Source organism: Floridaenema fluviatile BLCC-F154 (genome assembly GCF_041929135.1).
In the GTDB taxonomy this organism is placed as follows: Bacteria; Cyanobacteriota; Cyanobacteriia; order Cyanobacteriales; family Aerosakkonemataceae; genus Floridanema; species Floridanema fluviatile.
On the sequence record NZ_JBHFNS010000066.1, the window covers coordinates 38,408 to 63,207 of the forward strand.

General features: G+C 40.7%; 21 protein-coding genes and 2 pseudogenes. 10 read left to right on the forward strand and 13 right to left on the reverse strand.

Annotated elements, in window-relative coordinates; translation table 11 throughout:
* The first annotated feature begins 169 nt into the window (after positions 1 to 169).
* The 4 genes and pseudogenes from ACE1B6_RS17280 to ACE1B6_RS17295 all read left to right on the forward strand — a co-directional run bounded on the left by ACE1B6_RS17280 (position 170) and on the right by ACE1B6_RS17295 (position 6,598).
* Positions 170 to 562 (forward strand): annotated as a pseudogene (locus ACE1B6_RS17280) (four helix bundle protein).
* Between the two features lie 121 nt (positions 563 to 683).
* On the forward strand, positions 684 to 1,925 hold the full coding sequence (gene argJ, locus ACE1B6_RS17285) for a bifunctional ornithine acetyltransferase/N-acetylglutamate synthase (RefSeq protein WP_413258496.1): 1,242 nt from the start codon (positions 684 to 686) through the stop codon (positions 1,923 to 1,925).
* 711 nt (positions 1,926 to 2,636) lie between these two features.
* Positions 2,637 to 4,778, forward strand: coding sequence for a PAS domain S-box protein (locus ACE1B6_RS17290; protein ID WP_413258497.1), 2,142 nt, complete (start codon positions 2,637 to 2,639; stop codon positions 4,776 to 4,778).
* Between the two features lie 65 nt (positions 4,779 to 4,843).
* Positions 4,844 to 6,598, forward strand: coding sequence for a two-component system response regulator (locus tag ACE1B6_RS17295; RefSeq protein ID WP_413258498.1), 1,755 nt, complete (start codon positions 4,844 to 4,846; stop codon positions 6,596 to 6,598).
* Positions 6,599 to 6,621: 23 nt separating this feature from the next.
* On the opposite strand, the gene galT is transcribed toward ACE1B6_RS17295, so the two are convergent.
* From galT to ACE1B6_RS17310, 3 genes are all read right to left on the reverse strand, one after another.
* Positions 6,622 to 7,623 carry a galactose-1-phosphate uridylyltransferase gene (gene galT, locus ACE1B6_RS17300; RefSeq protein WP_413258499.1) on the reverse strand — a complete coding sequence of 334 codons (1,002 nt, stop codon included), beginning with the start codon at positions 7,621 to 7,623 and terminating at the stop codon, positions 6,622 to 6,624.
* Positions 7,624 to 7,803: 180 nt separating this feature from the next.
* Positions 7,804 to 8,358 (reverse strand): glutathione S-transferase family protein, encoded by a 555-nt coding sequence (locus tag ACE1B6_RS17305; RefSeq protein ID WP_413258500.1) that lies wholly within the window; start codon positions 8,356 to 8,358, stop codon positions 7,804 to 7,806.
* Between the two features lie 28 nt (positions 8,359 to 8,386).
* Positions 8,387 to 8,851: a hypothetical protein gene (locus ACE1B6_RS17310; protein ID WP_413258501.1), complete on the reverse strand. Its 465-nt coding sequence runs from the start codon at positions 8,849 to 8,851 to the stop codon at positions 8,387 to 8,389.
* Positions 8,852 to 9,355: 504 nt separating this feature from the next.
* Here ACE1B6_RS17310 and ACE1B6_RS17315 point away from each other — a divergent pair.
* A complete protein-coding gene (locus tag ACE1B6_RS17315) occupies positions 9,356 to 9,949 on the forward strand; it encodes a tetratricopeptide repeat protein (RefSeq protein WP_413258502.1) in 594 nt (197 codons plus the stop codon).
* A 90-nt stretch (positions 9,950 to 10,039) separates the two neighbouring features.
* Here the strand turns inward: ACE1B6_RS17315 and ACE1B6_RS17320 are convergent, their stop codons facing one another.
* Together ACE1B6_RS17320 and psaM are read right to left on the reverse strand one after the other, a co-directional pair.
* Positions 10,040 to 10,447, reverse strand: a complete 408-nt coding sequence (locus tag ACE1B6_RS17320) for a slr1601 family putative cell division protein (protein ID WP_413258503.1) — start codon at positions 10,445 to 10,447, stop codon at positions 10,040 to 10,042.
* 389 nt (positions 10,448 to 10,836) lie between these two features.
* The gene (gene psaM, locus ACE1B6_RS17325; protein WP_073596774.1) at positions 10,837 to 10,932 is read right to left on the reverse strand and encodes a photosystem I reaction center subunit XII; all 96 of its coding nucleotides are present in this window, start codon (positions 10,930 to 10,932) and stop codon (positions 10,837 to 10,839) included.
* A gap of 297 nt (positions 10,933 to 11,229) precedes the next feature.
* Between psaM and ACE1B6_RS17330 the strand changes: the two genes are divergently transcribed.
* Both ACE1B6_RS17330 and ACE1B6_RS17335 read left to right on the forward strand, forming a co-directional pair.
* Positions 11,230 to 11,967: a TerC family protein gene (locus ACE1B6_RS17330; RefSeq protein WP_413258504.1), complete on the forward strand. Its 738-nt coding sequence runs from the start codon at positions 11,230 to 11,232 to the stop codon at positions 11,965 to 11,967.
* 257 nt (positions 11,968 to 12,224) lie between these two features.
* Positions 12,225 to 12,395, forward strand: a pseudogene (locus ACE1B6_RS17335) (WD40 repeat domain-containing protein); the annotation flags it as partial.
* A gap of 59 nt (positions 12,396 to 12,454) precedes the next feature.
* Here the strand turns inward: ACE1B6_RS17335 and ACE1B6_RS17340 are convergent.
* From ACE1B6_RS17340 to ndk, 4 genes are all read right to left on the reverse strand, one after another.
* Complete coding sequence (locus ACE1B6_RS17340; protein ID WP_413258506.1) at positions 12,455 to 12,670, reverse strand: DUF6887 family protein; 216 nt, start codon at positions 12,668 to 12,670, stop codon at positions 12,455 to 12,457.
* Positions 12,667 to 12,843: a DUF6888 family protein gene (locus tag ACE1B6_RS17345; RefSeq protein WP_413258514.1), complete on the reverse strand. Its 177-nt coding sequence runs from the start codon at positions 12,841 to 12,843 to the stop codon at positions 12,667 to 12,669. The genes ACE1B6_RS17340 and ACE1B6_RS17345 overlap by 4 nt, the downstream gene beginning before the upstream one ends.
* Positions 12,844 to 12,900: 57 nt before the next feature.
* Entirely contained in the window at positions 12,901 to 13,578 is a 678-nt protein-coding gene (locus tag ACE1B6_RS17350) for a Uma2 family endonuclease (protein WP_413258507.1), read from the reverse strand.
* A gap of 163 nt (positions 13,579 to 13,741) precedes the next feature.
* Positions 13,742 to 14,191: a nucleoside-diphosphate kinase gene (ndk, locus tag ACE1B6_RS17355; protein ID WP_413258515.1), complete on the reverse strand. Its 450-nt coding sequence runs from the start codon at positions 14,189 to 14,191 to the stop codon at positions 13,742 to 13,744.
* 179 nt (positions 14,192 to 14,370) lie between these two features.
* Here ndk and speA point away from each other — a divergent pair, with 179 nt between their 5' ends.
* Positions 14,371 to 16,368, forward strand: coding sequence for a biosynthetic arginine decarboxylase (gene speA / locus ACE1B6_RS17360; RefSeq protein ID WP_459563049.1), 1,998 nt, complete (start codon positions 14,371 to 14,373; stop codon positions 16,366 to 16,368).
* Positions 16,369 to 16,466: 98 nt separating this feature from the next.
* Here speA and ACE1B6_RS17365 read toward each other — a convergent pair whose 3' ends face one another.
* Both ACE1B6_RS17365 and ACE1B6_RS17370 read right to left on the reverse strand, forming a co-directional pair.
* A complete protein-coding gene (locus tag ACE1B6_RS17365; protein ID WP_413258508.1) occupies positions 16,467 to 17,633 on the reverse strand; it encodes a sugar phosphate nucleotidyltransferase in 1,167 nt (388 codons plus the stop codon).
* Between the two features lie 87 nt (positions 17,634 to 17,720).
* Positions 17,721 to 18,686 (reverse strand): segregation/condensation protein A, encoded by a 966-nt coding sequence (locus tag ACE1B6_RS17370; protein WP_413258509.1) that lies wholly within the window; start codon positions 18,684 to 18,686, stop codon positions 17,721 to 17,723.
* A 159-nt stretch (positions 18,687 to 18,845) separates the two neighbouring features.
* On the opposite strand from ACE1B6_RS17370, the gene ACE1B6_RS17375 reads away from it, so the two are divergent.
* Positions 18,846 to 21,350, forward strand: coding sequence for a putative PEP-binding protein (locus tag ACE1B6_RS17375; protein ID WP_413258510.1), 2,505 nt, complete (start codon positions 18,846 to 18,848; stop codon positions 21,348 to 21,350).
* Between the two features lie 46 nt (positions 21,351 to 21,396).
* Here the strand turns inward: ACE1B6_RS17375 and ACE1B6_RS17380 are convergent, their stop codons facing one another.
* Both ACE1B6_RS17380 and ACE1B6_RS17385 read right to left on the reverse strand, forming a co-directional pair.
* Complete coding sequence (locus ACE1B6_RS17380; protein WP_413258511.1) at positions 21,397 to 23,100, reverse strand: SulP family inorganic anion transporter; 1,704 nt, start codon at positions 23,098 to 23,100, stop codon at positions 21,397 to 21,399.
* Between the two features lie 108 nt (positions 23,101 to 23,208).
* Positions 23,209 to 23,883: a DUF1361 domain-containing protein gene (locus tag ACE1B6_RS17385; protein WP_413258512.1), complete on the reverse strand. Its 675-nt coding sequence runs from the start codon at positions 23,881 to 23,883 to the stop codon at positions 23,209 to 23,211.
* A 251-nt stretch (positions 23,884 to 24,134) separates the two neighbouring features.
* Between ACE1B6_RS17385 and ACE1B6_RS17390 the strand changes: the two genes are divergently transcribed.
* Positions 24,135 to 24,800 (forward strand): RNA-guided endonuclease InsQ/TnpB family protein (locus ACE1B6_RS17390; protein WP_413258513.1); only part of this gene is annotated, 666 nt, incomplete at its 3' end.

Consider the following 24,800-nt stretch of genomic DNA (forward strand, 5'->3'; position numbering starts at 1 on the left):
CAGAGGGGCAGGGGGGCAGAGGGGCAGAGGGGCAGAGGGGCAGAGGGGCAGAGGGGCAGGGGGGCAGAGGGGCAGGGGGGCAGAGGGGCAGGGAGGCAGAGGGGCAGGGGGGCAGAGGAGAAAATGGTATTGTACTAGAACAAACAAAAAGCAATTTTAATTAATTTAAATGAATCAAAAGAAGCCTATCCAAAGTCACCGAGATTTGGAAGTTTACCAGTTGGCATTTGAGGTAGCGATGCAAATTTTTGAATTGAGTAAGAAATTTCCTGTGGAAGAACGTTTCTCATTCACCGATTAAATTCGTCGTTCCTCACGTTCTGTATGCGCTAACTTAGCTGAAGCGTGGCGCAAGCGTCGTTATCAAGCCGCATTTGTAGCTAAGTTAAGTGACTCAGAAGCAGAAGCAGCAGAAACTCAATGCTGGATAGAGTTTGCAGTCAAGTCTAACTATTTAGATGTTGAACAGGGAAGAGAACTTTATCGAAATTACAATAAAATTCTCGGTATGTTAGTCAATATGATTATTAACCCCTCTCCCTGGCTAATGCGACGCGAATAACCAAAAAAATCAATTATTGTTCTGCCCCCCTGCCCCTCTGCCCCTCTGCCCCTCTGCCCCCCTGTCCCATGCCTTTCCTGATATAATCGCCTCTCAAACGATGCTGTTGGGAGAAAGAAAAATGTCAGATTGGCAAGTGATTGATGGTAGCATTACGGCACCAAGAGGTTATCGGGCGGCGGGTATTACGGCGGGATTGAAGGCTTCGGGATTGCCGGATTTGGCGTTAATTGTGTCGGATGAGGAAGCGATCGCCGCGGGAGTTTTTACCACCTCTGTTGTCCGGGCTGCGCCAGTGGACTATTGTCGGCAAATATTGCAAACTAAAGCTAGTGCTAGAGCGATTCTTTGTAACTCTGGACAAGCTAACGCTGGTACAGGCACTCAAGGCATGACGGATGCAGAAGAATGCGCCAAAACTCTGGGAGAAGCTTTAAATATTCCTCCAGATTCGATCTTACTTGCCTCGACTGGGGTGATCGGTCAAAGAATTAAAATGGACATCTTAAAAGCTGCCATTCCTCAATTAGTTACTTCTCTCTCGGACAATGGGGGAGACTCAGCAGCTAAAGCAATTATGACTACCGATACTGTACCGAAAAGTATTGCTTTGGAAACTACTATTGATGGTCGTCCGGTACGAATTGGGGGAATTGCTAAAGGTGCAGGGATGATTCATCCTAATATGGCGACAATGTTATCTTTTGTGACTTGCGATGCTGCTGTTTCTTCGGCACTGTGGCAAGAAATGCTCTCTCGCGCCGCTGACAAGACTTTTAATCAAATTACGGTTGATGGCGATACTAGCACTAATGATAGTTTAATTGCTTTGGCAAATGGTCAATCCCGCACTCCGGCAATTACGGAAATGGGCCCGGAAGCAGAGAAACTAGAAGCTATGTTAACCGCAGTTTGTCAATATTTGGCTAAGGCAATGGCGCGGGATGGTGAAGGTGCTACTTGTTTAATTGAAGTGGTAGTTTCTGGTGCGTCGGACGATCGGGCGGCGCGTCAAGTCGCTAGAACGATCGCTGGCTCTTCTTTGGTCAAATCTGCGATCTTTGGTCGCGATCCCAATTGGGGTAGAATTGCAGCTGCGGCTGGTCGTGCAGGTGTGCATTTTGACCAAAAAGATTTGCAAGTTAGTTTGGGTAACTTTCTGTTAATGGAAAATGGTCAGCCTTTAGCTTTCGATCGTTCTGCGGCTAATGAATATCTCAAGAAAGCTGCTTCGGGTGCTTTTTTGCAAGATGATACAGTGTTGATTTCTGTCAGCATTGGCAATGGCAATGGCTCTGGCAAAGCTTGGGGTTGCGACCTGAGTTATGATTATGTGAAGATTAATGCAGAATATACAACGTGATTAATCACTTCTTCTTTGTTGTTTGTGAAGTAAATCGCTTCTCAAACTAAACTTCTTTAGTTATCAGAGAAAGGGGGAAAGGGTGGAATCTTCTCATTTCCTTTTCACCTTTCCTCAATGTAATTAAAAATACGGTTTAATATTTACTATAGTTTAATTTTGCATAGTACAGGTATTTTTTTATGCAAATATTGTGTAAATTTACTCAGGAAATGTCGTAACGATCGCTAATTTATAACTAAAGATTATCAGTAAAATTGCCGAAAAACTTAAAATAATTTTTTAAATGTGAATTAAATTATATATAATGATAAGTAATAACATCATCTTTTGACTGAGCTTCCCTGAGAATTATTGATAATTTAAAATTTTTATTAAATTTAAATAAATTTATCTATGCGATTGGAATAACTTAGTTTATTATAAACAAATATTGCACAGTTTAGTGTAGTAGAAATGTTTCTCTATCTGACATGGAGAACATCTGTCAAAAATTTCCCCCTGGGTCTACTTTAGTTTTTAAGCAAAGGAAATTTAAACTCAGTAGTTTGTGGAGAAATGCTCTGCTTATATCGATAGCTTAGTGGCAAGTGAAAATACTTAAAACTAGCGAATTCGTATAGATAAAATTGGTTAAATTGCCACCTAGTCAGATTTCTTGTTTATTGAATTTTGAAATTAGGAGCGTCAAAGCTCAAGAAAAGGAAACCAATGAAAATAGCAGAGATTATAAAACTTTTCGATCGCCATTCTAGTACTTGGGAGCAAGACTTACTTCTCTATAGTGTAATTTACTTTAGCTGTTATCTACTATGGTCGATCGCTATTTATTTAGCATATTTATCTAACCAAAAGCAACTTAACCAACTTTTTTGGGTATGCGGAGGATTGATAATTTTCTATATTGGGAATAAAATCAGGGAAATCGTCTCAATGTGGGGCTTTCAAAATGGATTTTATAAATTTAACTCAATCATTATTGCTGTGGCTGCTATGATTACCTCGATCGGTCTAAGAGAATTTTTTGCTTCCCTATTAAAAATATTTCCAGCTTTAGATTCCTCAATTTTTATTAAATCGTTCAATGGCAAGTTTTTATCAAAGCGAGTTCCTCAAAACAAATATCACTTAGCTTCCTTATTGGAAGAAATGTCAGCGATTTTCCAGGCTATTCCTGATTTAATACTACATATAGACAATAATTATCAAGTTACCAATTATAATAATAATCAGGCCAGTTTAAGTTTAAATTTACCTAATCAAGAAGTATTAGATAAAAAATTATTTGAAATTTTACCAGCCGAGGTTTTTGCTAAATATAAAACTGCGATCGCACAAGCAATAAAAACGCAAACTCCGGTAACTTTTGATTATAAATTAACTGAAAGAGTTTGGGAAGAAGCTCGACTAATTCCTTGGAAAAGTAACCAAATTTTGGCGGTAGTTAGGAACATTAGCGAACATAAACTTACCGAAGAAGCATTACGTACTAGTGAAGAACAATATCGTCGAATCGTCGAAACTGCTGGGGAGGGAATTTGGCAATTCGATCGTCAGCAAAATACTACTTTTGCGAACAGTAAAATAGCTACAATGTTAGGTTATAATCCCGAAGATATGCTGGGAAAGTCAATTTTTGAATTTATGGATCGAGAAAGCCAAGTTATCGCTAGAGAAAGATTAGAACTTTGCCGCAAAAGTGTTACAAAACAGCAAGATTTTAAATTTAAATGTAAAGATGGCTCAGACTTATGGGCAATTGTTTCCTGCTCACCAATTTATAGTCAAACTGGAGAATACATCGGTGCATTAGCTATGGTAACTGACATTAGTAAACGCAAAATCACTGAAAAAGCATTATCACAAACCGAAGCTACAAATCGGGCGATTATTGATGGAATCCCTGATTTATTATTACGGGTAAAAAGAGATGGGACTTGCCTAAATTTTATTCCTCCCAAAGACTCATCTGCTAGGAATTACGTCCCGATCGCCACCCATCTTTCCGAACTACTTACCCCAGAGATTCTGCAAAAACAATTAGAACACATAGACAAAGCACTGACTACCAAAGAAGTTCAAATTTACGAACATCAACTCCTCAAATATAACAGAGTTTGTTATGAAGAAATTCGGATTTCTCCCTGTGGTAAAGATGAAGTATTAATTATAGTGCGTGACATTACTGAGCGCAAAGAAGCAGAAGAAAAAATTCATATTTCTCTGAAGGAGAAGGAAGTTTTACTGAAAGAAATACACCATCGCGTCAAAAATAATCTTCATGTAATTGCTAGCCTCTTACATTTGCAAGCTCATAGTATTAACGATCCTAATCTCTTAGGAATTTTCCATGATAGCCAAAATCGTATTCATACAATGGCATTGATCCATGAGCAATTGTATCAATCGGAAAATTTAGGAAAGGTAAATTTGGGGAAATATATTAAACGATTAATTAACAACCTATGTACTTCCTTTAATAGTAGTAACAACAATATCGAACTAGTTGTGGAAGCTGAACCATTATCATTAAATTTAGAAACAGCTATTCCTTGCGGTTTAATTATCAATGAATTAGTGACAAATGCTTATAAACACGCTTTTCCGAATGGTCGATCGGGAGAAGTTAAAGTCCAACTCTTTCAAGCTGAAAATCAAAAATTGCATTTAATTGTGGTAGATAATGGCATTGGTATTCCGGGAACAGTAGACTGGCAAAATCCAGCTTCTTTGGGTTTGAAACTAGTCCAAATTCTCGCCAAACAATTGAAAGCTAATTTAGAATTAGATTTTCAAATTGGCACTTTTGTCAAATTAACCTTTCAGCAGTTAGAGTATAAACCGAGAATTTAGAAATTATCCAGTTAGTTAAGCAAAAATCATGTTCACCCTAGTAACTAAGCAAAAATTGAATAACCATGAAAAAGAACATTAAACTACTTATAGTTGAAGATGAGTTAATAGCCGCCGAAAATATCTCTAGAAACCTACAACAACAAGGTTATGAAATCGTAGGTTTAGTGAGTACGGGTGAAGAAGCTATTCAAGAAGCGATCGCTAATCATCCAGACTTAATACTCATGGATATTATGCTACCCGGAGAGATCGACGGTATCAAAGCAGCTTATATAATTCATACTCAACTACAAATTCCTATAGTTTATATGACCGCCTATGCTGATAATGATACTTTAGAAAAAGCCAAACATACAGAGCCTTATGGTTATTTAGTTAAACCTTTTAAGCCGCAAGATGTTAGCACTACGATCGAAATTGCTTTAAAAAGATATGAAACTGAAAAAGCAATGGCAATTCGTTACACTGCACAAATTCAAGTAGCTCAGGAAAAATTGCTGCAATTAAGTCAATTACCCAATTTAACTTTATTAGAAAAACAGTTTCATCAAATTACTAGTACTCTAAATTTTTCCGCCAAATCGGAGATAGTTGACAATCTCGCGCCGAGAATTGTTCCAGTGTTTTGTTTGCGGTTAGATCGCATACAAAAACTCAGTAACATATTAAGTTATCAAGAAAATGAATGTTTAGTAAATTTAGTCAGCAAAAGATTGATTGCTTATTTAGGTAATCAGGAACTTTTAGCTAGATTAAATAATGATGAATTTGCGATCGTTCTCAATGCTGTAAATTATAAACAAGAAGTAAGCAACGCTGCTCAACAAATTCTCTCATTGTTTAACGAACCTTTCTTAGTTAATCATCGAGAAATTTTTGTCACTGCTAGCCTTGGCATGGCAATGTTTAATGATGATGGTTATGAATTAGAACAATTAATTAATTGTAGCAAAAAAGCGATGAATTATGCCCAAACTTTAGGAGGGAATCGCTATGAGTTTTATCAGAAATTATTGAGTGTAGATTGGGACAACGAACTAGCATTAGAAATAGATTTGCGTCATGCAATAGAGCGTCAAGAACTGCAACTTTACTATCAGCCTAAAGTGGATTTACGCACCGGGGAAATTGTCGGTGCAGAAGCTCTTTTACGTTGGTTTCAGCAAGCTAAAGGATTTATTTCCCCCGCTAAATTTATTCCCATAGCTGAAGAAACAGGTTTGATTAAACCAATTAGTGATTGGGTATTGAAAACCGCTTGCAAACATACAAAATTGCTTCATCAAGAAGGATTAGGATTTATCCGCGTCGCCGTCAATTTATCAGGATACCAGTTCAATCAAGAAGAATTACCGCAACAGTTACTTAAAATCACCTTAAGTGCTGGCATAGAACCAAAGTTTATTGAATTTGAATTAACGGAAAGTTTGTTAATCGCTGATGTTAAGTTAGCAGTTGATAAACTAAAATTATTGAAATCTTTGGGAATTAAAATTGCGATCGACGATTTTGGCACAAGATACTCCTCCTTAAATTACTTACAACAACTACCCTTTGATATTTTGAAAATCGATCAATGCTTTGTGCGTGATATTGAGCATAATTCCAAAAAGCAAGCCATTACCAAAGCCATCATTGACATGGCTCATCAATTAGGTTTAAAAGTAATTGCTGAAGGAGTAGAAACCGCAGGAGAACTGCAATTTCTCTGCCAAAATGGATGTGACGAAATGCAAGGTTACTTATTTAGTCGTCCCCTGCCATTTCGCGATTTTAAACAGTTAGTTAAAAGTAAGGCAATTTTATCTATTAAATAACCGCTAAATCCGTTAATTTAACCTCACTCAGGAACTTGTAACTCTGATAAATATTTGGCACTTTCTTCCGGGAGAGCCGGGTTAATATACATTCCACTTCCTAATTCAAAACCAGCAGTAATCCCCAAACGAGGCACAATAGCAATATACCAATGAAAGTAATCTTTAGCAAAGGAATCTGTAGGTAAAGAACGAATAGAATAATTATAATCAGGATTATTTAAACCATAATACAGTTTGGCTAACACAGTTTTCAAAGTAAAAGCCAGATCCACAACTTCTACATCAGTAATTTCATCAAAAGATGCTGTATGACGACGGGGAAAAATCCAAATATGAAAAGGTGAAAGTGCCGCATAAGGAATAAAAGCGACAAAGTATTCACTGCTGAAAACGATTCTTTTATTAGCAACTAATTCTTCCCGCAAAGTTCGGCAAAATAAACACTCTCCCGTATCATCAAAAAATCGAATCGCTTCTTCAATGCGAATCCGAATTTGTGATGGAACAACCGGAGTAGCAGCAATTTGTGAATGAGGATGTTCTAGAGAAGTACCTGCTCTTTCTCCATGATTTTTGAAAATAATGATTGCTCTAATTCTCTTATCTTTCCTGATTTCCTGATAACGCTGGCGGTAGAGGAAAATAATATTAGCTACATCTGACACTGGTAACAAAGCAGTAGTTAAATCATGGCGAGGGTGTTCAATTATTACTTCGTGAGTGCCTATCGCTTCTATAGAACGGTAAATTCCTTGAATTTTCATTAGAGGCTCGCCTTCAGTTGTTAAGGCAGGAAACTTGTTAGGAACAGAACGTACTTTCCAGCTATTACCATCACTAATCCGACCACATTCAATCGGTGTACGTTCCTCATTTCCCGCGCAAAATGGGCAACTTGGACTATAAGATGATAGCACTGTTTTGGCAGGTCTTGGCGTAATTAACTCATGAGGTCTTTTTGCTCTTTCAGTTGCAATAATGACCCAATCTCTAGTAATTAGGTTACGTCTGATTTCTGGCATATTTTTAAGTTTTGTTTGTCAAATTTGCAATTTGTATAGTGTTGGAGAAAAGGCTCCAAACCTACGTTATCTCTCTATTTTTATTTATGCAATAGAGAACCCACGACTAGTAGCCGTGGGACATTCGATTTGGGATTTTCAATTTTCGATCGATTAGCCAGATAAATCAGCTTTCTTAATTTATGGCTGCATTGCCTTTTGAAAAGCGGGGCGTTCAGTCACCCGTTTCATATAATCTAAAACCGCTGGATATGGGCTGAGATCGACTTCCTTCAACATAATGGGAATGTAGGCTAAAAGCGAGCCCACGGCCACATCTGCCACTGTAAATTCTTCACCTAACAAGAAAGCTTGGTTAGCCAAAATTGAATTTAATGCAGTCATTAAGCGGGGCATTTCCCGATCGCGATTTGCCTCCACAAACACCCCAGTCCCCAATGTAGCATTAGCAAACAACACCCACTGAACCAGCGTCGCTTTATACTCCGGTGAATTAGGTAAATTGCCGTACTTTTCCGCCAAATATAGCAAAATCGCCCCCGACTCCCAAAGTTGAAAATCTCCATCCACAATTGCCGGGACTTTTGCAAAAGGGTTAATTGCTAAGTACTCAGGTTCTTTATGTTCCCCATTTTTCATATCCAACAGGACAAACTCAAAGGGAACATCTAATTCTGCCAAATACCATTTAACAATTGCTGCCCGACTAAAAGCACCGCCGTATAGTTTTAACATTTCGTCTTAGTTAAACTCAGTAAATATGCTAGAGTGTCTTGTGTGTATATTCGTGCTGCTTCACATTATCCTCAGTACGAACAATGCGTTGAGAATTCAACACTCGCTTCCGTTCTACAGAATAATTGAAATCCTGGCGGATTGTACCTAGAGGAATATGAGATTGAGCAACCGGACGACTTTTATAAGTCCGGGCAGCTGCGATCGCACGTTCCGCAAAATCATCACAAAACTGAGCATCCGCAGGAAAATCTGCGGGTAACTGCGGTATTTCACTGGGTAAAACCGTTCCCAGCGTAGTCGCACTAGCAAACTGATAGGAAGTAGGAATTCCTTTAATCAATGCTTCTAGCGCCGCCGAAGGAATAGGTTCCACAACAGAAACCTGATGTACTTCTCCATCTGCTTTCAGAAAGCAAGTGGCTAATCCCAGAACCACATAATCATCAGCCGACACATCAGAAGCTTGAGCATTTAGGAAAGCAGTTGTCATGGTCATCTCACATTCAGCAACAAAGATATCCTAACCGTTTGGATCTTACCGTGACCTGGGGACATCAATACTTTCCCGATTGATATAAAAACCCTTGTAAAAGTATCTAAGGGAATCAGAAATTGTAGCGTCTACTGCTAATTCAGGAATCCCGCTCATCCAATCTGTAGTTTGTACTTAGTAGACAATAGCCAAATTGACCACTGTTTTTAGTATGTAGTGAACTTATCACGGCTAATAACAGTCTTTATTACTAAAGACACATCTACAAAGTGACACAACAGATAGATAGATTTTGAGTCACAAGTTTCTAAATTGTAAGGTGTGGAACCAAACTTAGCGTAAGGGGATTGTAGGGGTCAGATGAACACTAGCTATTTTGTAGACAACCAAGACTGTTTCAAATATCAAGCCTGCTCAAATGTTCCATCGACAAACAAGGCTTACCACCCTAACCGATCTGATTGTCCAAGTCAAGAGGGCAACTCTTCAGTTACGCCGAGTTTGGCATCCACGCAGGTAGAGCGAGAAACTTGTCTGCGGAAATTAGCGCAAAACAAAATGCGTCAAGGCAACTACTCGGAAGCAATTGCGATTATAACTTGTTTGCTCGATCGCCACCCCAACAACGCCAACGATTACAATAATCGGGGATTTGTTTACTACCAGAACGGTGAATTAGATGCCGCTTTAGCCGACTATAACAAAGCAATTCAAATTAATCCTGATTTAGCAGCTGCTTACAATAACCGTGCTAATTATTATGCTGCCAAAAAACAATTAATTAAAGCGATCGCAGATTACGATCGAGCGATCGATCTCAACCCCCTTCATGTTCGCGCTTTAATTAATCGGGGCATTACCTTTCGAGACTTAAAAATGTACGATCGCGCCCTAGAAAACTTCGACTTCGCCTTAAGACTAGGACAACTCCCAGGACACGCTTGGGCAGAACGGGGACGCACCCACCACCTACGAGGCGACTGGAACTATGCGATCGCCGACTATCGTCGTGCCCTACCCTTCTTCCCCGAAGGTCGCCAAAAGCAGCAAATTCAAGCTTGGATCGCCGAAATACTCAGTCCCTTTGACTTTTAAGCACAAAACAGGAAGGGTTGCGGTGATTGCTCCCCTTTTCCCGATCGAGCTTCAGCAAACAATCCCAAAAATTCCTGCGATCGCCACTGCTTAATCTAATTCCTGAATACCTTTGTTATCTTTACGAAGCAAAACAATCTGACGGCGTGCCGGATCAACTAAATGACTCTGTTCGCGCATAATATTTTTTGCTTGTTGCGGATCGGAAGTACGCTTGTATTCTGTTTCCAAGCGACTAACCCGCTGCTCAGTTTCTTTAACTTCAAACCTAATTTCTTGTAACTTGGTTTGTATTGATTGGTGATAAGGCAATAAATGCACCAAGCTAGAAACTGCTACTCCAGAAATAATTACATTAACTGCTAATTTAACAGTTGTTTCTATAGCAAGTGCGCCAGTTCGCTGAGTTCGTAACTGTGGAACTTTTTTCCGTACAACTTTGGGAGTCGGAGATTGTATCGGTTCCAGGTGTGGTCTTGATGGTTGAATTGCATTCATGATCCTGAAAGGGTTTTTCCTAAACTACAACCAGGGCTAAGTCGCTAAGGAAAGGGAAAGCTTACCGCTCATACCTGACTGAGATTATGACATTCCCACACCAAAAAAAGTGCGGCTGGCATATCTGGCAGTGCGGTAGGAAGCTAGCAGCAGGGTATATCCTAGCAGTTGATTGCAGACAGTACCAGATGGTTTACACTATTTGTGCCGATCCGAGAACTCCACATTCAACTATTTAGATCCCCTGGCTACCACTTCCTCCTGTAGATGCCCCAGAAAATTCCGCCCTTGGGGAATTATTGAGAAGCAACAGACACCAGACAGGCAATAGATGTCTCTCCTTCAATCTGAAGCTTCCCAAAAACCCCCATTCCCTAAACGGGAGTTGTTTATTTATAAAGTTCTGTAGCGAGACGGAAGGCGAGAATTCCCGGAATCAACGCTACAACAAGGGCTACAAAAACTTGGGTATCAGATATCGACATATTGCTCATCTCCTGATTTAGGGGTGTTCGTTCACCAATTTCCGTCAAACTACCCCCTTTTTGGAATACTTTGTAACAAGTCGCAATAAATCGGGACAAAGGGGTAGGGGGGCAGGTGGGCAGAGGGGCAGAGGGGCAGGTGGGCAGGAAAATTCTAAATTTAAAACTCCCGAAACCTGCCTAACTGAAAACTGAAAAACTTTATTAAAGATTAGTTAATATGGAGGTAATCTCTTTAGCAAAGGGTTGTGGACTGTTAGCTGTTGAAGATAAACTGTCAGGTTTGAGAAATAATTAATGCTGGATCAGATATTTAACTCTCCTTTTAATGTTGGGATTGAGACGCTGTTCATTTTAGTGATTTTAGTGTTTTTAGAGGCGGTGTTGTCTGCGGATAATGCGATCGCCTTAGCCGCAATTTCCCAAGGACTCGCAGATAGCAAACTCCAACGTCAGGCGCTCAATATAGGTTTGCTGATAGCATACATACTTAGAATGGCTTTAATTTTAACAGCTACCTGGGTGACAAAATACTGGCAGTTTGAAGTATTGGGTGGGCTTTATCTACTTTGGCTAGTGTTCCAATATTTTACCTCGAATGATAATGAAGAACACCATCATCATGGCCCTAGATTTCCCTCAGTTTGGCACGCTATTCCAATGATTGCGTTTACGGATTTAGCTTTTTCTTTGGATAGTGTGACAACTGCGATCGCAGTTTCTAAGGAAATTTGGTTAGTCTTGACAGGTGCGACGATCGGCATCATCACATTGCGATTCATGGCAGGTTTATTCATCCGTTGGTTAGATGAATTCGTCCATTTAGGAGACGCTGGTTATTTCACCGTTGGCATCGTAGGATTGCGGTTACTAGTAAGAGCATTTAACCCAGATTTAATTCCCCCAGAATGGATAATGATTAGTATCATTGCACTGCTATTTATTTGGGGATTTTCTAAGCGCACAGCAAATGATTCGGAAACTGAACCCGAAATTACCACCCCTGAAGCAGAAAAACAAGAAACATTTCGTTAAGTCAGAAATTCAGACAATTTTCCTTAATTAAATATTCCCTTTGCCAAACCCGATTCTTTAACAGAGTTGGGTTTTGGCATATAACTTAAAGTCAGAAGATTAGCAGGTCACACAATTGTCACTAAATTTTAGTAATCGCAACTTTTGCTTAGTAATATTTAGCTAAAAGTAGGATTTTTTATTATTTATTATCACTTGAGCTTTGATTAACTTGAGTATAATTACTACTTAGCGATCGAAGTAATTTGAGTAGTGACTTACGCACCCTAACTGGGCATTCGGATACTATTTTTTCTCTCGCCATCAGTCGAGATGGGAAGACGCTTGTTAGTGGCAGTAATGACAAGACTTTGGCTATTAGTCCAGATCAAAGAACACTTGTTAGTGGTAGTAGTGATAAAACAATTAGGATTTGGCGAGTAGTTTAGCCAGGATTTTAGAAACCCGGTTTCTCTGAGAAACCGGGTTTCTGATTCTTGTTTATAACTTATTGTTCTTCTTGTTTCCTTTGTCGGTGTTTTTCTAACAACTCAGGGAAATGTTTCAAGTCATCAATTGATTTTGGTGCTGGAAAAACTGGCCCTCTGTTTGGGTTTTGCTTTATTTTGTCCATTAAAGCATAGAAAGCTTCATCATCATCTCGATGTGCTAGTACATATTCCCTTAACTCTTTTCGACTCATGGTTTGAAAGTTAGGTTTCATGACTCAAATCTCCATTCTCCATTAGGGTAAATTGATATCTCAGTTTCTTCACCTGCTAAGAAGAACACATCCCCAGTGCGTTCATCAAAACGAATTAGGTAAATTGGTAGATACATTTTTGTTGCCCAACAGCTGAGAGTAAAGCAGCTTAGTATTTGTTCGTTAGTCGGAATATTTTTTACTCCTTAACTCTTGTAGTTTTCATTTTATACAAGATGGCTAGACTATGTTTATATTAAGGTGTCTGGATCTATTCCTAGCGATCGCAATCTCTCCCCCAATATCTCCACCCGTCTTTCTGCCGCAAAAGCTCGTTCTTCCGCTGTTAAAAACCTCTGATTTTGTTGATTATACCAATACAACCATTCTCGATTTATTCCTTGATAAACTCCCTCTTCTCTACCAATTCCTAAACCGATTTCTGGCATCCAAACAGGATTACCGGGCAACAAATCATAAACTCCATCAATTAATTTAAACACTTCTAAACGGGGTTTTCTGCGCCGCCGCGGGTTATACACTGCATAGTACAAAACTCCTAATTCAGCGTACTTATCTTTCTTAGTTGTTAACTCGCCTCGGTAAGTTTGGGAGATAACTTCTAAGACAAAAATTGGTACTTGCTTTTCTTCCCAAAGGGTGTAACTTAAGCGTAAATCTTCATCGATACAACGCTCAACACCTAAACTAAGAAAACCATCAGGTACGATCGCACTTTGTTCAGGATGATAATAAATTCCCATATCAACACCGAAAAACCAATCCTGTCGATCGACCCAAATTAAAGCTAATATTGCTTTGAGTAAACCCGGAATTAAATCTTGTAATTCATTATCCACAGGAGTATCATCAGAATCGGGTAAATCTTCCGCCGAAGGCCAATGTAATTTCGGGTCGTATTGAAACATAAAAGATACTTCCCAATAAATTAGTTTGTAGTGACGACTTCAGTCGTAGCAACCTCAAACAGTAGGACTAAATCCCTACAACGAACCTGTTGTTTTTTTCCTAATTTTAACAAGAAAAAAGCCACCGGATTAGCGGTGGCAGAAAAATGAAACTCAACTAAAATTATTCATACAACCAAGGGGTAATTGTTGGTTGCCAATTTACCAATTCTTCGTCTTTGAACCAAAGACTAATTTCGCGAGTTGCAGTTTCTGGCGCATCGGAACCGTGAATTAAATTACGTCCCACACTCACACCAAAATCACCACGAATTGTACCAGGTTCAGCATTTAAAGGATTGGTAGCACCAATAATTTTCCTTGCCGAGGCGATTACCCCGTCGCCTTCCCAAACCATTGCTACCACGGGACCAGAGGTAATAAAGTCAACCAAACCGGGGAAAAATGGTCTTTCCTTATGCACGTCGTAGTGTTTTTCAGCGAGTTCGCGGCTGACTTTGACTAGTTTTAAACCTACTAAGGTAAAACCTTTGCTTTCCAAACGGCTGATGATTTCGCCTATAAGTGCTCGCTGTACACCGTCGGGTTTGATTGCTAAAAATGTGCGTTCCACAAAAAAATTCGCTCCCAAACATTGTCTACCGGATAGTATGGTAAAGCTTTCTGGGGTGAAATTTTTATTAATTTCTAATGGTTGGGGAAACTGGACAAGCTTGGTGAGGAAATTAGCCAACTACTTGCTAGCCAATACGCTAAACTGTCTATTCGGTAGTTGTTGTAGGGGCGAGAACTATGGGGGCTTACTCACGGACTGAAGATACCACTGTGGAAGAAAATGTGAAATCTTCGGCTTTAGCACAAGTGGATAAGGGTATGCCATTGGTGGCTAGAGAAGTAACTAGACAGTGGAGTATTGAAGATAGCGAAGCCCTGTATCGAATTGAAGGTTGGGGTCAGCCTTATTTTTCTATTAATGCGGCTGGTCATATTACTGTTTCGCCTAAAGGTGAGCGTGGTGGTTCGCTGGATTTATTTGAGTTGGTAAATGCTCTGAAACAGCGGAATTTGGGTTTGCCGTTGATGATTCGCTTTTCGGATATTTTAGAGGATCGGATTGAGCGATTAAATGCTTGTTTTGCGAAAGCGATCGCACGTTACAACTACCCCGGCACTTACAAGGGTGTCTATCCCGTCAAATGCAACCAACAACGCCACTTAATTGAAGATTTGGTTACTTTTGGTAAACCACATCAATTTGGCTTGGAAGCGGGTTCTAAACCGGAATTAATGATTGCTTTGGCAATGTTAGATACGCCTGGGGCTTTGCTGATTTGCAATGGTTACAAAGACCAAGAATACATTGAAACGGCAATGTTAGCCCAGCGTTTAGGACAAACTCCAATCATTGTCTTAGAACAAACTGAAGAAGTCAATTTGGTAATTGATGCAGCGAAAAATTTGGGGATTAAACCCATTGTTGGCGTGCGTGCTAAATTGAGTACTCAAGGCGTGGGACGTTGGGGAACTTCTACGGGCGATCGCGCTAAATTTGGCTTAACTATCCCGGAAATTATTCAAGTTGTAGACAAGTTTCGGGAAGCGGATCTGTTAAGTTCTTTGCAGTTGCTACATTTTCATATTGGTTCCCAAATTTCGGCTATTCAAGTAATTAAAGATGCCATCCAAGAAGCCAGCAAAATTTATGTGGAGTTGGCGAGATTGGGTGCAGATATGAAATATCTTGATGTCGGTGGTGGTTTGGCGGTAGATTATGACGGTTCCCAAACTAATTTCTATGCGTCCAAAAACTACAATATGCAAAACTATGCTTACGATATTGTGGCAGAGTTAAAGGACGCTTGCGCGGAAAATAATGTCTCGGTTCCTACTTTAGTCAGTGAAAGTGGTAGAGCGATCGCATCTCATCAATCAGTCTTGATTTTTGACGTTCTTGGTAGTAGCGATGTTCCTAATGAAGAACCTGAACCGCCACAAGAAGGAGAACCTCCGATTATTTGGAATCTTTGGGAAACCTATCAATCAATTAATTCTGAGAATTACCAAGAAGCTTATCATGATGCTACTCAGTTCAAAGAAGAAGCAGTTAGTCGGTTTAATTTAGGAATTTTGCGACTCACTGAAAGAGCGAGAGTTGAAAGGTTTTACTGGGCTTGTTGTCGGAAAATTGTGAAGTTGACCAGAGAACAAGATTATGTTCCTGACGAGTTGGAAGACTTGGAAAAAATCATGGCTTCCATCTATTACATTAATATGTCAGTTTTCCAGTCGGCACCTGATTGTTGGGCGATCGATCAACTATTCCCAATTTTGCCCATTCATCGCTTAGATCAAGAACCAACAGAAAGAGCAATTTTGGCCGATTTAACTTGTGATAGCGATGGCAAGATCGATCGCTTTATCGATCTCCGCGATGTTAAATCAGTTCTGGAACTTCATTCTTTAAAATCCGAAGAACCTTACTATTTAGGAATGTTCCTCAATGGCGCATACCAAGAAATTATGGGTTCTCTACATAATTTGTTCGGTGATACTAATGCCGTTCACATCAAACTTACTCCCAAGGGATATCAAATTGAGCACGTTGTTAAAGGTGACACCATGAACGAAGTACTCGGTTATGTACAGTATGATGTGGAAGATTTAGTCGAACAAATTCGCCGTCGTTCCGAACAAGCCTTGCAAGAAAAACGCATTACTTTACAAGAATCTCAACTGTTACTGCAAAATTACGAACGCAGTCTCAGTCGGTACACTTATTTGGTCGATTAAGAAGCGGACTGGGGACTGGGGACTGGGGACTGGGGACTGGGGACGTTTTGAGTAACGGACTTTTCTTGCACCCCTGCCCCCCTGCCCCCCTGCCTCTTTTACCGAGTTTCGAGACCGAGAACTTCTGCGATCGCTTGTCGTTCGATCGGAGTCATCGAAGGAGGTTCTTGGCGAGTATCAGTAATCAACCAGTCTAAAGCTGCGGCTTGAACATCGATCGCCGCACCCGTTTTGTCAATACAATAACGACCAAACACCAGCTTATCTACTAGTTGCACACCTTCTCCCAAACGTGAGTATTCAAAAATAATACTGTTATCTACAGTTGCACCTTTACAAACCCAACAATTTGGGCCGATCATCGTTGGGCCAACAATTTTTGCCCCATCTTCAATGCGAGTCATGCCACCAATATAAACTGGGCCTTTAATATCAACTTTGTCCCAATTTACTGCCACATTTAAGCCAGTAAAAACACCGGGGCGCACTTCATGTCCGGGAATAGAAACATTTTTCACTTTCCCCATTAATACATCACGAATCGCCCGCCAATAATCAGGAACTTTTCCAATATCTACCCATTGGAAATCCATTGTTACTCCATAAAAAGGAGCATTCATTTCCACTAATTTAGGGAATAACTGACCGCCTAAATCGTACTCCATACCTGAAGGAACATAATTCAAAACTTCAGGTTCAAAAATATAAATACCCGTGTTGATATCAGTGCTGAGGGCTTCTTCCACACTGGGTTTTTCTTGGAAAGCTTTGATTCTTCCCTCTTCATCAGTCACGACTACGCCGTAACTAGGAACTTCTTCTTTGGGAACAGACTTCATGACTACGGTGGCGATCGCACCTTTTGCCTTGTGCCATTTCACCGCTTCCGTCAAATCCAAATCGATCAAAGCATCGCCGCACAATACCACAAAAGTATCATCAAAGAAAGGATAAAAATCTTGAATGCGTTTGATTCCGCCTGCCGATCCGATCGCCTCTCCAACTAACTTACCTTCATCAATTCTGCCTTCAAAAGAATAGCCAATTTGTACCCCAAACCTTTGACCATCACGAAAATAATTTTCAATCTCATCCGCCAAATGGCTGACATTGACCATAATTTGGTCAAAACCATGCAAGCGCAGCAATTCAACTAAAAACTCCATCACTGGCTTTTGCAAAATCGGAATTAAGGGTTTGGGTACAGTATATGTAATTGGGCGAACGCGAGTACCTTTACCTGCTGCCAGAATCATGGCTTTCATAAATATGCTTACCTCAAACTAGAGTCCATATAAATTGGCTACTTGTCAGTGCTCATTAATTTATTGTCTTGCTTCCTTCATCAATTGTCACTTGCCTGGAACTGATTCACTCATCGGTGAAGCCGATCGATTTTCTTCCACTTCTACTAAAGTGCGGATTTTCAAGTCTTGGTAGAATTCCTCTTGAACTAACTCTACCTTGGACTGAGCCGAAAGCATCAACAAAGCCCAGAAAACGTTCACCCGTTCATTGACTAATTCTTGGGGTGAAGGATGAATAACAGAAAAGGTTTCTGCGGCTTCTAATTCCACAGTTTGAGCAGAGTCATCCGCTACAACCGCCAGCTGTGCAGCAATCTCTGTAGATACCTCCAGATCTCTTTGTTTTCTTTGCCACCATAAGTGTACTAGCAGGTCTAAATCTAACCAATTGTCATCTTCCGTATCTTCTGACCAGAATGTAGCCAGTAAATGTTCCAATTCTGCTGCCACTTCCACAGAATTTTCTTCATTCACCAATTCCATAGCGACGCGCATCGCTTGGGTGCGTGACTGGGAACGCAAGGGACTGGTACGGATTTTTGGTGGTTTTTTCTCAATGGCAGCTGCGACTAACCGCAGTTGGTCGATTAACTCTTGAAGAGTTACCCGTCGGCGAGTGGGTGGTGCTGGCGTAGGTCTACGGCGTAGTTGACGTTCCAAATTCCTGGGTAGTAATAAAGGATTACCCCAATCATCCAACTCAGCAATTTCCGCTTCTGTTTCCACATCAGCTTCATCGGTGAATAATTCTAGTTCCTCTAAAGTTTTAGCTTTGAGTAACACTAACAGAGAGGCATCTAAAAACGCTTGTCCAGATTGAGATAAGTCAGCCTCGCAAGAGCCAGAACGAGTATCATTTAAAGCGGCTAGTTGACTCAAAGCTAAGTCAATCACTTCAATGACCTGTACATCCCAAGGGTCAATTTCCCCGCGTTCTGCGAGGTCAATTAACAGGGAAATGGCGCTGATCTCACGCACGGACTTGGTTTCTGGAGTTGGAGAAACGGCCATGCCGATACTTTCACTTACTTACTTCTTGATCTACTCTACAGATGTTGTTTGTAATGTTTCCAGAGGTTTTGCTGCAATTAGCAGAAAAGCAGGAGACACCACGCCACGGCACAATGAAAAAGGGAAAATAAAATATTATGTTAATTTTTCTGTCTATCTGTGGATGATTTTCTCTGGCTTGACCAGATTCGATTTGACGATCGCCTCGCTGTAGGCGAAAAGGCGTTTTACTTGAGCCATTTAATTCACAGGGGTTATCCGATAGTTCCTGGTTTTGTGGTTAAAGCTCCAGTATTGCGGCAATTTCTGGCTTCTATTGAGTGGTTAGACCCATTTTTTGCTGATTTGGCGAATTCTGCTCTCCATTTGGATGTAGATAATCCGCGACAATTGCAATTAGTGGCGCAACATATTCGACGGGAAATTATTGCTACGGCGTTACCAGAGGCGTGGTTGGATGAATTAGTGGGAATTTGTGGGAATTTATCCGCAAAGGCGCTGATTTTCCGCCCTTCTTTCGCTTTACCTTCTCAAATCAGTGATTATTCCTCGGTGAATCTTCTTGGGTTGTGGGAAAGTCATGTTTGTGATGTTTCGGCATCTGCGATCGCTTCTGGTGCGGCGCATAGTGCGATCGCTAATGCTTTAAAACGAACTTGGGCGGAGTTATTCCGCGCTAGAAGTTTACTCTATTGGCAGCGTCTTGGTGTCCAGCTACACAAAATTCATTTTGCGATCTTAGTTCAACCGCTGCAAAACAGTTTGGCTAGTGGTTGGCTACAAACAGGAGGTTTAATTTCCCCAACAACCGCCAGCAGACAAGCTTCTATTTATGAAATACAAGCAACTTGGGGATTGGAAATGCCCTTAGTCAAGGGTGAAATTTTACCTGATTTTTATCAGGTACAACCAGAAAATAATGATATCCTCAACCAAAAACTTGGGGTGAAAACTTTAGCTTATCGGTTGCAGGAAAGTGCGCCAGCTTCAGTTGCACAAAGATGGAATCAAGTAATTGTAAACCCGCCTCTAGAGGTTTATTTACCCAGTGAAGAAGCACAAAAACAGTATGTTTTGTCAGCTAGTTATTTGTCAGATTTGGTACAGTTGGGATCTCAATTGACGGCTGAATTGGGTGTAGCTTTGTCTGTCGGTTGGATTTTAGTAGCTAACGAGTCAGAAGTTTTACAGCCTCAGTTTTATATTACGCAAATTCAAACTTGTGAGCAGCGAAATGAGGAAAGGGAACTAAAGATGGAGAGTCGGGTGGAACAAAGGGAATCTTCTCCATCTCCCGATCTGCCGATTTCCCGATCTTCGGCTATTCCCGTTTCGACTCAAGTGTTTAAAGGTTTAGGGGCAGCTGGGGGTAAAGCGATCGCTAAAGCCCAGGTAGTCACTAATTTTACTCAAAATTGGGAAAATATTCCGGCTGGGGAAATTTTAATCTTAAGACATCTGCACCCTGATTGGCTTCCTTTGTTGCGAAAGGCGGCGGGGGTAGTGGCGGAACAAGGGGGGATGACTTGCCATGCGGCGATTATTGCTAGAGAATTGGGAATCCCTGCTGTTGTTGGGGTGTCTCATGCGACGAAGATGATCCAAACTGGTGATTTTTTGCTGGTGGATGGCGATCGCGGAGAGATCCTGTTAGACAGCGAACAGGGGTTAAAGTTAAAGAAACCGAAAAATAGGAGTAGAGCGTCTATTGTGGAGTTAGGGGATCGGGAAAGACTCCAAAGGTTAAATTCACCATCACTAATGGCAACTCAATTGATGGTAAATCTTAGTCAACCCAGCACGATCGAACGTGCCGCTAATTTACCTGTTGATGGTGTAGGTTTATTACGTTCAGAGTTGATGTTATTGGAAGTTTTGGAAGGACAACATCCGAATCGTTGGTTAAATTCTGGACATCGAGAACAGTTAGTGGAAAAGTTGACGGAAGCAGTTTGTGAATTTGCTAGTGCTTTTGCACCTCGTCCGGTTTTTTATCGTTCTTTGGATTGGCGATCGCATGAGTTCCAAAATATGTTTCCGCAATCGACTAAAGAAGCTAATCCTATGTTAGGGATGCGGGGTACTTTTGCTTATCTGCAAGACCAAACTTTTTTTGATTTGGAATTAGAAGTGTTGCAAGAGGTTTTCCAGTCAGGTTACACCAATGTTAATTTAATTCTGCCTTTTGTTCGCACGGTGGAGGAGTTTGCTTTCTGTCGTCATCGGATTAGCGAATTTGGTCTTTTTGCTTATACTCAATTTCAACTTTGGATGATGGCGGAAGTTCCTTCGGTGCTATTTTTGCTCCCAGATTATGTGAAAGCTGGTTGTAGGGGAATTTCTATTGGTACTAATGATTTGACGCAACTTTTACTGGGTGTCGATCGCGATCGAGCCGAAATGTCCGCTGCTTTTGATGAACGTCATCCCGCAGTTATGCAAGCAATTCGCCAATTAATTGAAATGGCGAAACAATTAGGTATTCCTTGTTCAATTTGTGGTCAAGCACCTGGACAATATCCAGAGTTAATTGAGCATTTAGTAAGATGGGGAATTAGTTCAATTTCTGTCAGTTTGGATGCAGTAGAATTCACCCATAATGCGATCGTCCGGGCGGAACAACGGTTAATTTTAGAAGCTGCTAGACAACAGTTGGGGAAATGAACTGATGGGGGGATGGGGAGATGGGGGGATGGGGAAAATAATTTTTTTACTGCCTTTCTTCTTGGACGATCGCTAATGCGGATTGTAATGCTTGAAAACGATTTTCCACTAGGGAGATTTGTGGCAATTTCACAGTCCCAGCTTCAATATTAGAAGAGTTAGTTTTGGGCAAAAATCGATGTAATTTAAGTGTTTCAATGCGGCGCTGAACTTGTCCGGGAGAAACGACAATCCAAACATGACGATGACGTTTAACGGCATCTTCTACTATTGTTTCTACGGCTAAAGCTGCTGTGACACCGATCGAGGGTACGTCGCTTAAATCCAAAACTAGGACTTGATAATCTTTAATAATCGTGATTCGCTGGGAGATAATCTTAGCCGCACCAAAGCTCAAAGAACCACCTAATTGGAATAGTAAAATATCTCCTTCAGCTTGGCTCAAAATTTCTTGTTCAGCAGGAGTTAAATTATGAGATTGTGTTGGTTCAGTGATGGCTTTAAAGCGATCGCTTTGGACATCCGTCAAGCGTTTAATTGTCAGCATATTTGCAATAAATACCCCGACTACTACTGCCGTAATCAAATCCACAAACACCGTTAGCAGTAGCACCAAATACATCAATCCAGTGCCTTTAAAGGATAGATGATGGACACGCTTAATAAATCCCCAATCAATAATGTCAAAGCCCACCTTAAGCAACAAACCTGCGAGCACAGCTTGGGGAATTGCGGTTGTTAATGGCCCAGCCCAGAGTACCACTAAAAGTAGCACCACCGCATGAGTCATCCCAGATAGGGGTGTTTTGCCTCCAGCTTGGACATTTACCACTGTCCGCATGGTAGCGCCTGCGCCCGGTAAGCCGCCAAATAGTCCCGACAAACAGTTACCAATTCCCTGTCCAATCAATTCTTTGTCAGAATCATGTTGAGTGCGGGTAATGCTATCTGCTACTAGGGAGGTTAACAGGGAATCGATCGCCCCCAATACCCCCAACATTAACCCATAGCGAAACATATCTTTTAATTCGCTCAAGTTAAATGCGGGCATTCTTAGAGTGGGTAATCCTGTGGGGATTTCGCCAATCCGGGGAATTTCTGCCTTGCCAAAAAACACCACTGACAAGACAGTAACGACTACTAACGCTAACAGAGGTGAGGGTAGAATGCGATTCAGTTTGGCTGGTGCTGTAAAGACGATCGCCAACGTCAACAATCCTAGTCCCAATGCTACAAGGTTTGGTTGACTCAGGTAAGTTGGTAGTTGTTGCAGCGTTCCCCAAACTCCGCCTGTGCTTTCATAGCCCAACAGTGGCGGAATTTCCAGCAAAATAATAATCACCCCAATCCCCGACATGAAGCCAGAAATTACGGTGTAAGGCATTAAAGTAATGTACTGTCCCAAACGCAGCACGCCGAATAAAATTTGGAAAGCTCCGCCCAACATGATCACGGTAAAAGCCAGCGTCAGCCCAGTTTCCGGGTAACGTCCCACTAACGCTGCGATTACGGTGGTGATGACTACAGTCATCGGACCTGTTGGCCCAGAAACTTGGGCGGGAGTGCCACCAAATAGGGCAGCGAAAAAGCCGACGAAAATCGCGCCATATAGCCCTGCGATCGCCCCTGCCCCAGAGGAAACCCCAAATGCTAGCGCCAAAGGTAATGCTACGATCGCTGCTGTCAAGCCGCCAAATAGGTCGCCGCGCAGGTTACGAAAATGAATTTTATTGACCAGTTTGATCGACACGGTATTAATTAATTCAAGAGCGTAAGAGGATGATACTGCTGTTGTTAGTGTCACAGCAATACGCGAAGAAGGTTAATCAGTTTACTCATCACCGTAATGCGACCAAATTTAGGTCGGGGAAATTTCCCTTTGATTATTGATTTGCTTAATTCTTAGCATAATTCCTAAACTTATTTGTTTCATTACCCAATATAAAATCGTCAAACCCACAAAGATAATGCTGATGGTCATTATTGGTCTTTTTCCTATTAAGTCATTTGTTAAACTATTAATTAAATTAGGTAAGTCAGTGATGATATCCCAACTATTAAATCGGAGGAATCTTCCTAAATAAACACCTATAGCAGAAAGGGCATGAGCCACTAATTCAGCAGTAACAATATATTTTTGTTGCCAACCTTTGCTTTTTAAGAATTTAACTAAATTGATTAAAGACAATACATAAGCCGTAAACCCAATTAGTGTAAATAAAAAATATTGTGGAAATATCACTAACATTATTACCCAAAGAGAATTATGCTGTTTAATATTCGCCACCAAATGAATTAAATCGGTTAAAACGTAGGGAGCGTTAGGTAAAAAAGCTATAAATACCAGAAATAATACACCCCATAAAAAAGAGTTTAATTTATATTTAAAACCTAAAATTTGAGGTAAAGTAAACAGAATTACACTTAAAGCTAACGGGATTAAGGCTAAAAATAAATTCCACGCCATCCAGTCAGAGTTGTGTAAGAAGAGTTGCCACGCAGAATCCATTTGATTAATAAGTGTGGAGATCATAATTTAACTTGTTTCAAGAATTGCCGATTATATTTTAAATCCCTGCCTTCTTGAAGCAGTCCGGGATCTGATGCCAGAATGTAGAAGGCAGAAGGGTTTGCTCCACTTTTATCTTAATGGAACAATTCATCTCCCGTTAAGCTACGCTGTAACGGGAGATGAATTGTGACCAATTAACTCAGATTGAGCGTAGCAAATCGACATTTTTGTGAATTTATGCTACTATAAAATTGGTGATTGGTCGATTAACCATGATAGTCTACGAGTTCAAGTTGAAAGGGAAAATAAAGCAGTGTCAAGCAATTGATGAAGCGATTCGCACCTCTCAATTCATCCGAAATAAATGCTTAAGGTATTGGATGGAGAACATTGGCGTGAGTGGCTACGACTTGAATAAATACACTGCGAGACTAGCTAAGGAATTTTCCTTTGCGTCTGTACTCAACTCGACAGCTAGGCAGGCATCAGCAGAAAGATGTTGGGCTGGTATTTCCCGCTTTTTTAACAATTGCAAAAAGAAGGCTCTTGGCAAGAAAGGCTTTCCAAGGTTCAAAAAGAATCAACGTTCTGTTGAGTACAAGAAATCGGGATGGAAGCTTTCTGATGACAAGAAAACTATCACCTTCACCGACAAGAAAGGGATGGGTACTTTCAGATTAATCGGAACCTACGATTTGCACTTTTACCAAATAAAGCAAATTCAAAGAGTCAGATTAATCAAAAGAGCCGATGGATACTATTGCCAGTTCTGCGTTAATGTTGATGTTAAGCAGACATTGGAGCCAACAGGTAGGAATATCGGATTAGATGTGGGATTAAATCATTTCTATACCGATAGCGAAGGAAATAAAGTAGATAATCCACGCTACCTGAGAAAAGCCCAAAAGAGATTGAAGCGATTGCAGCGTCGAGTTTCT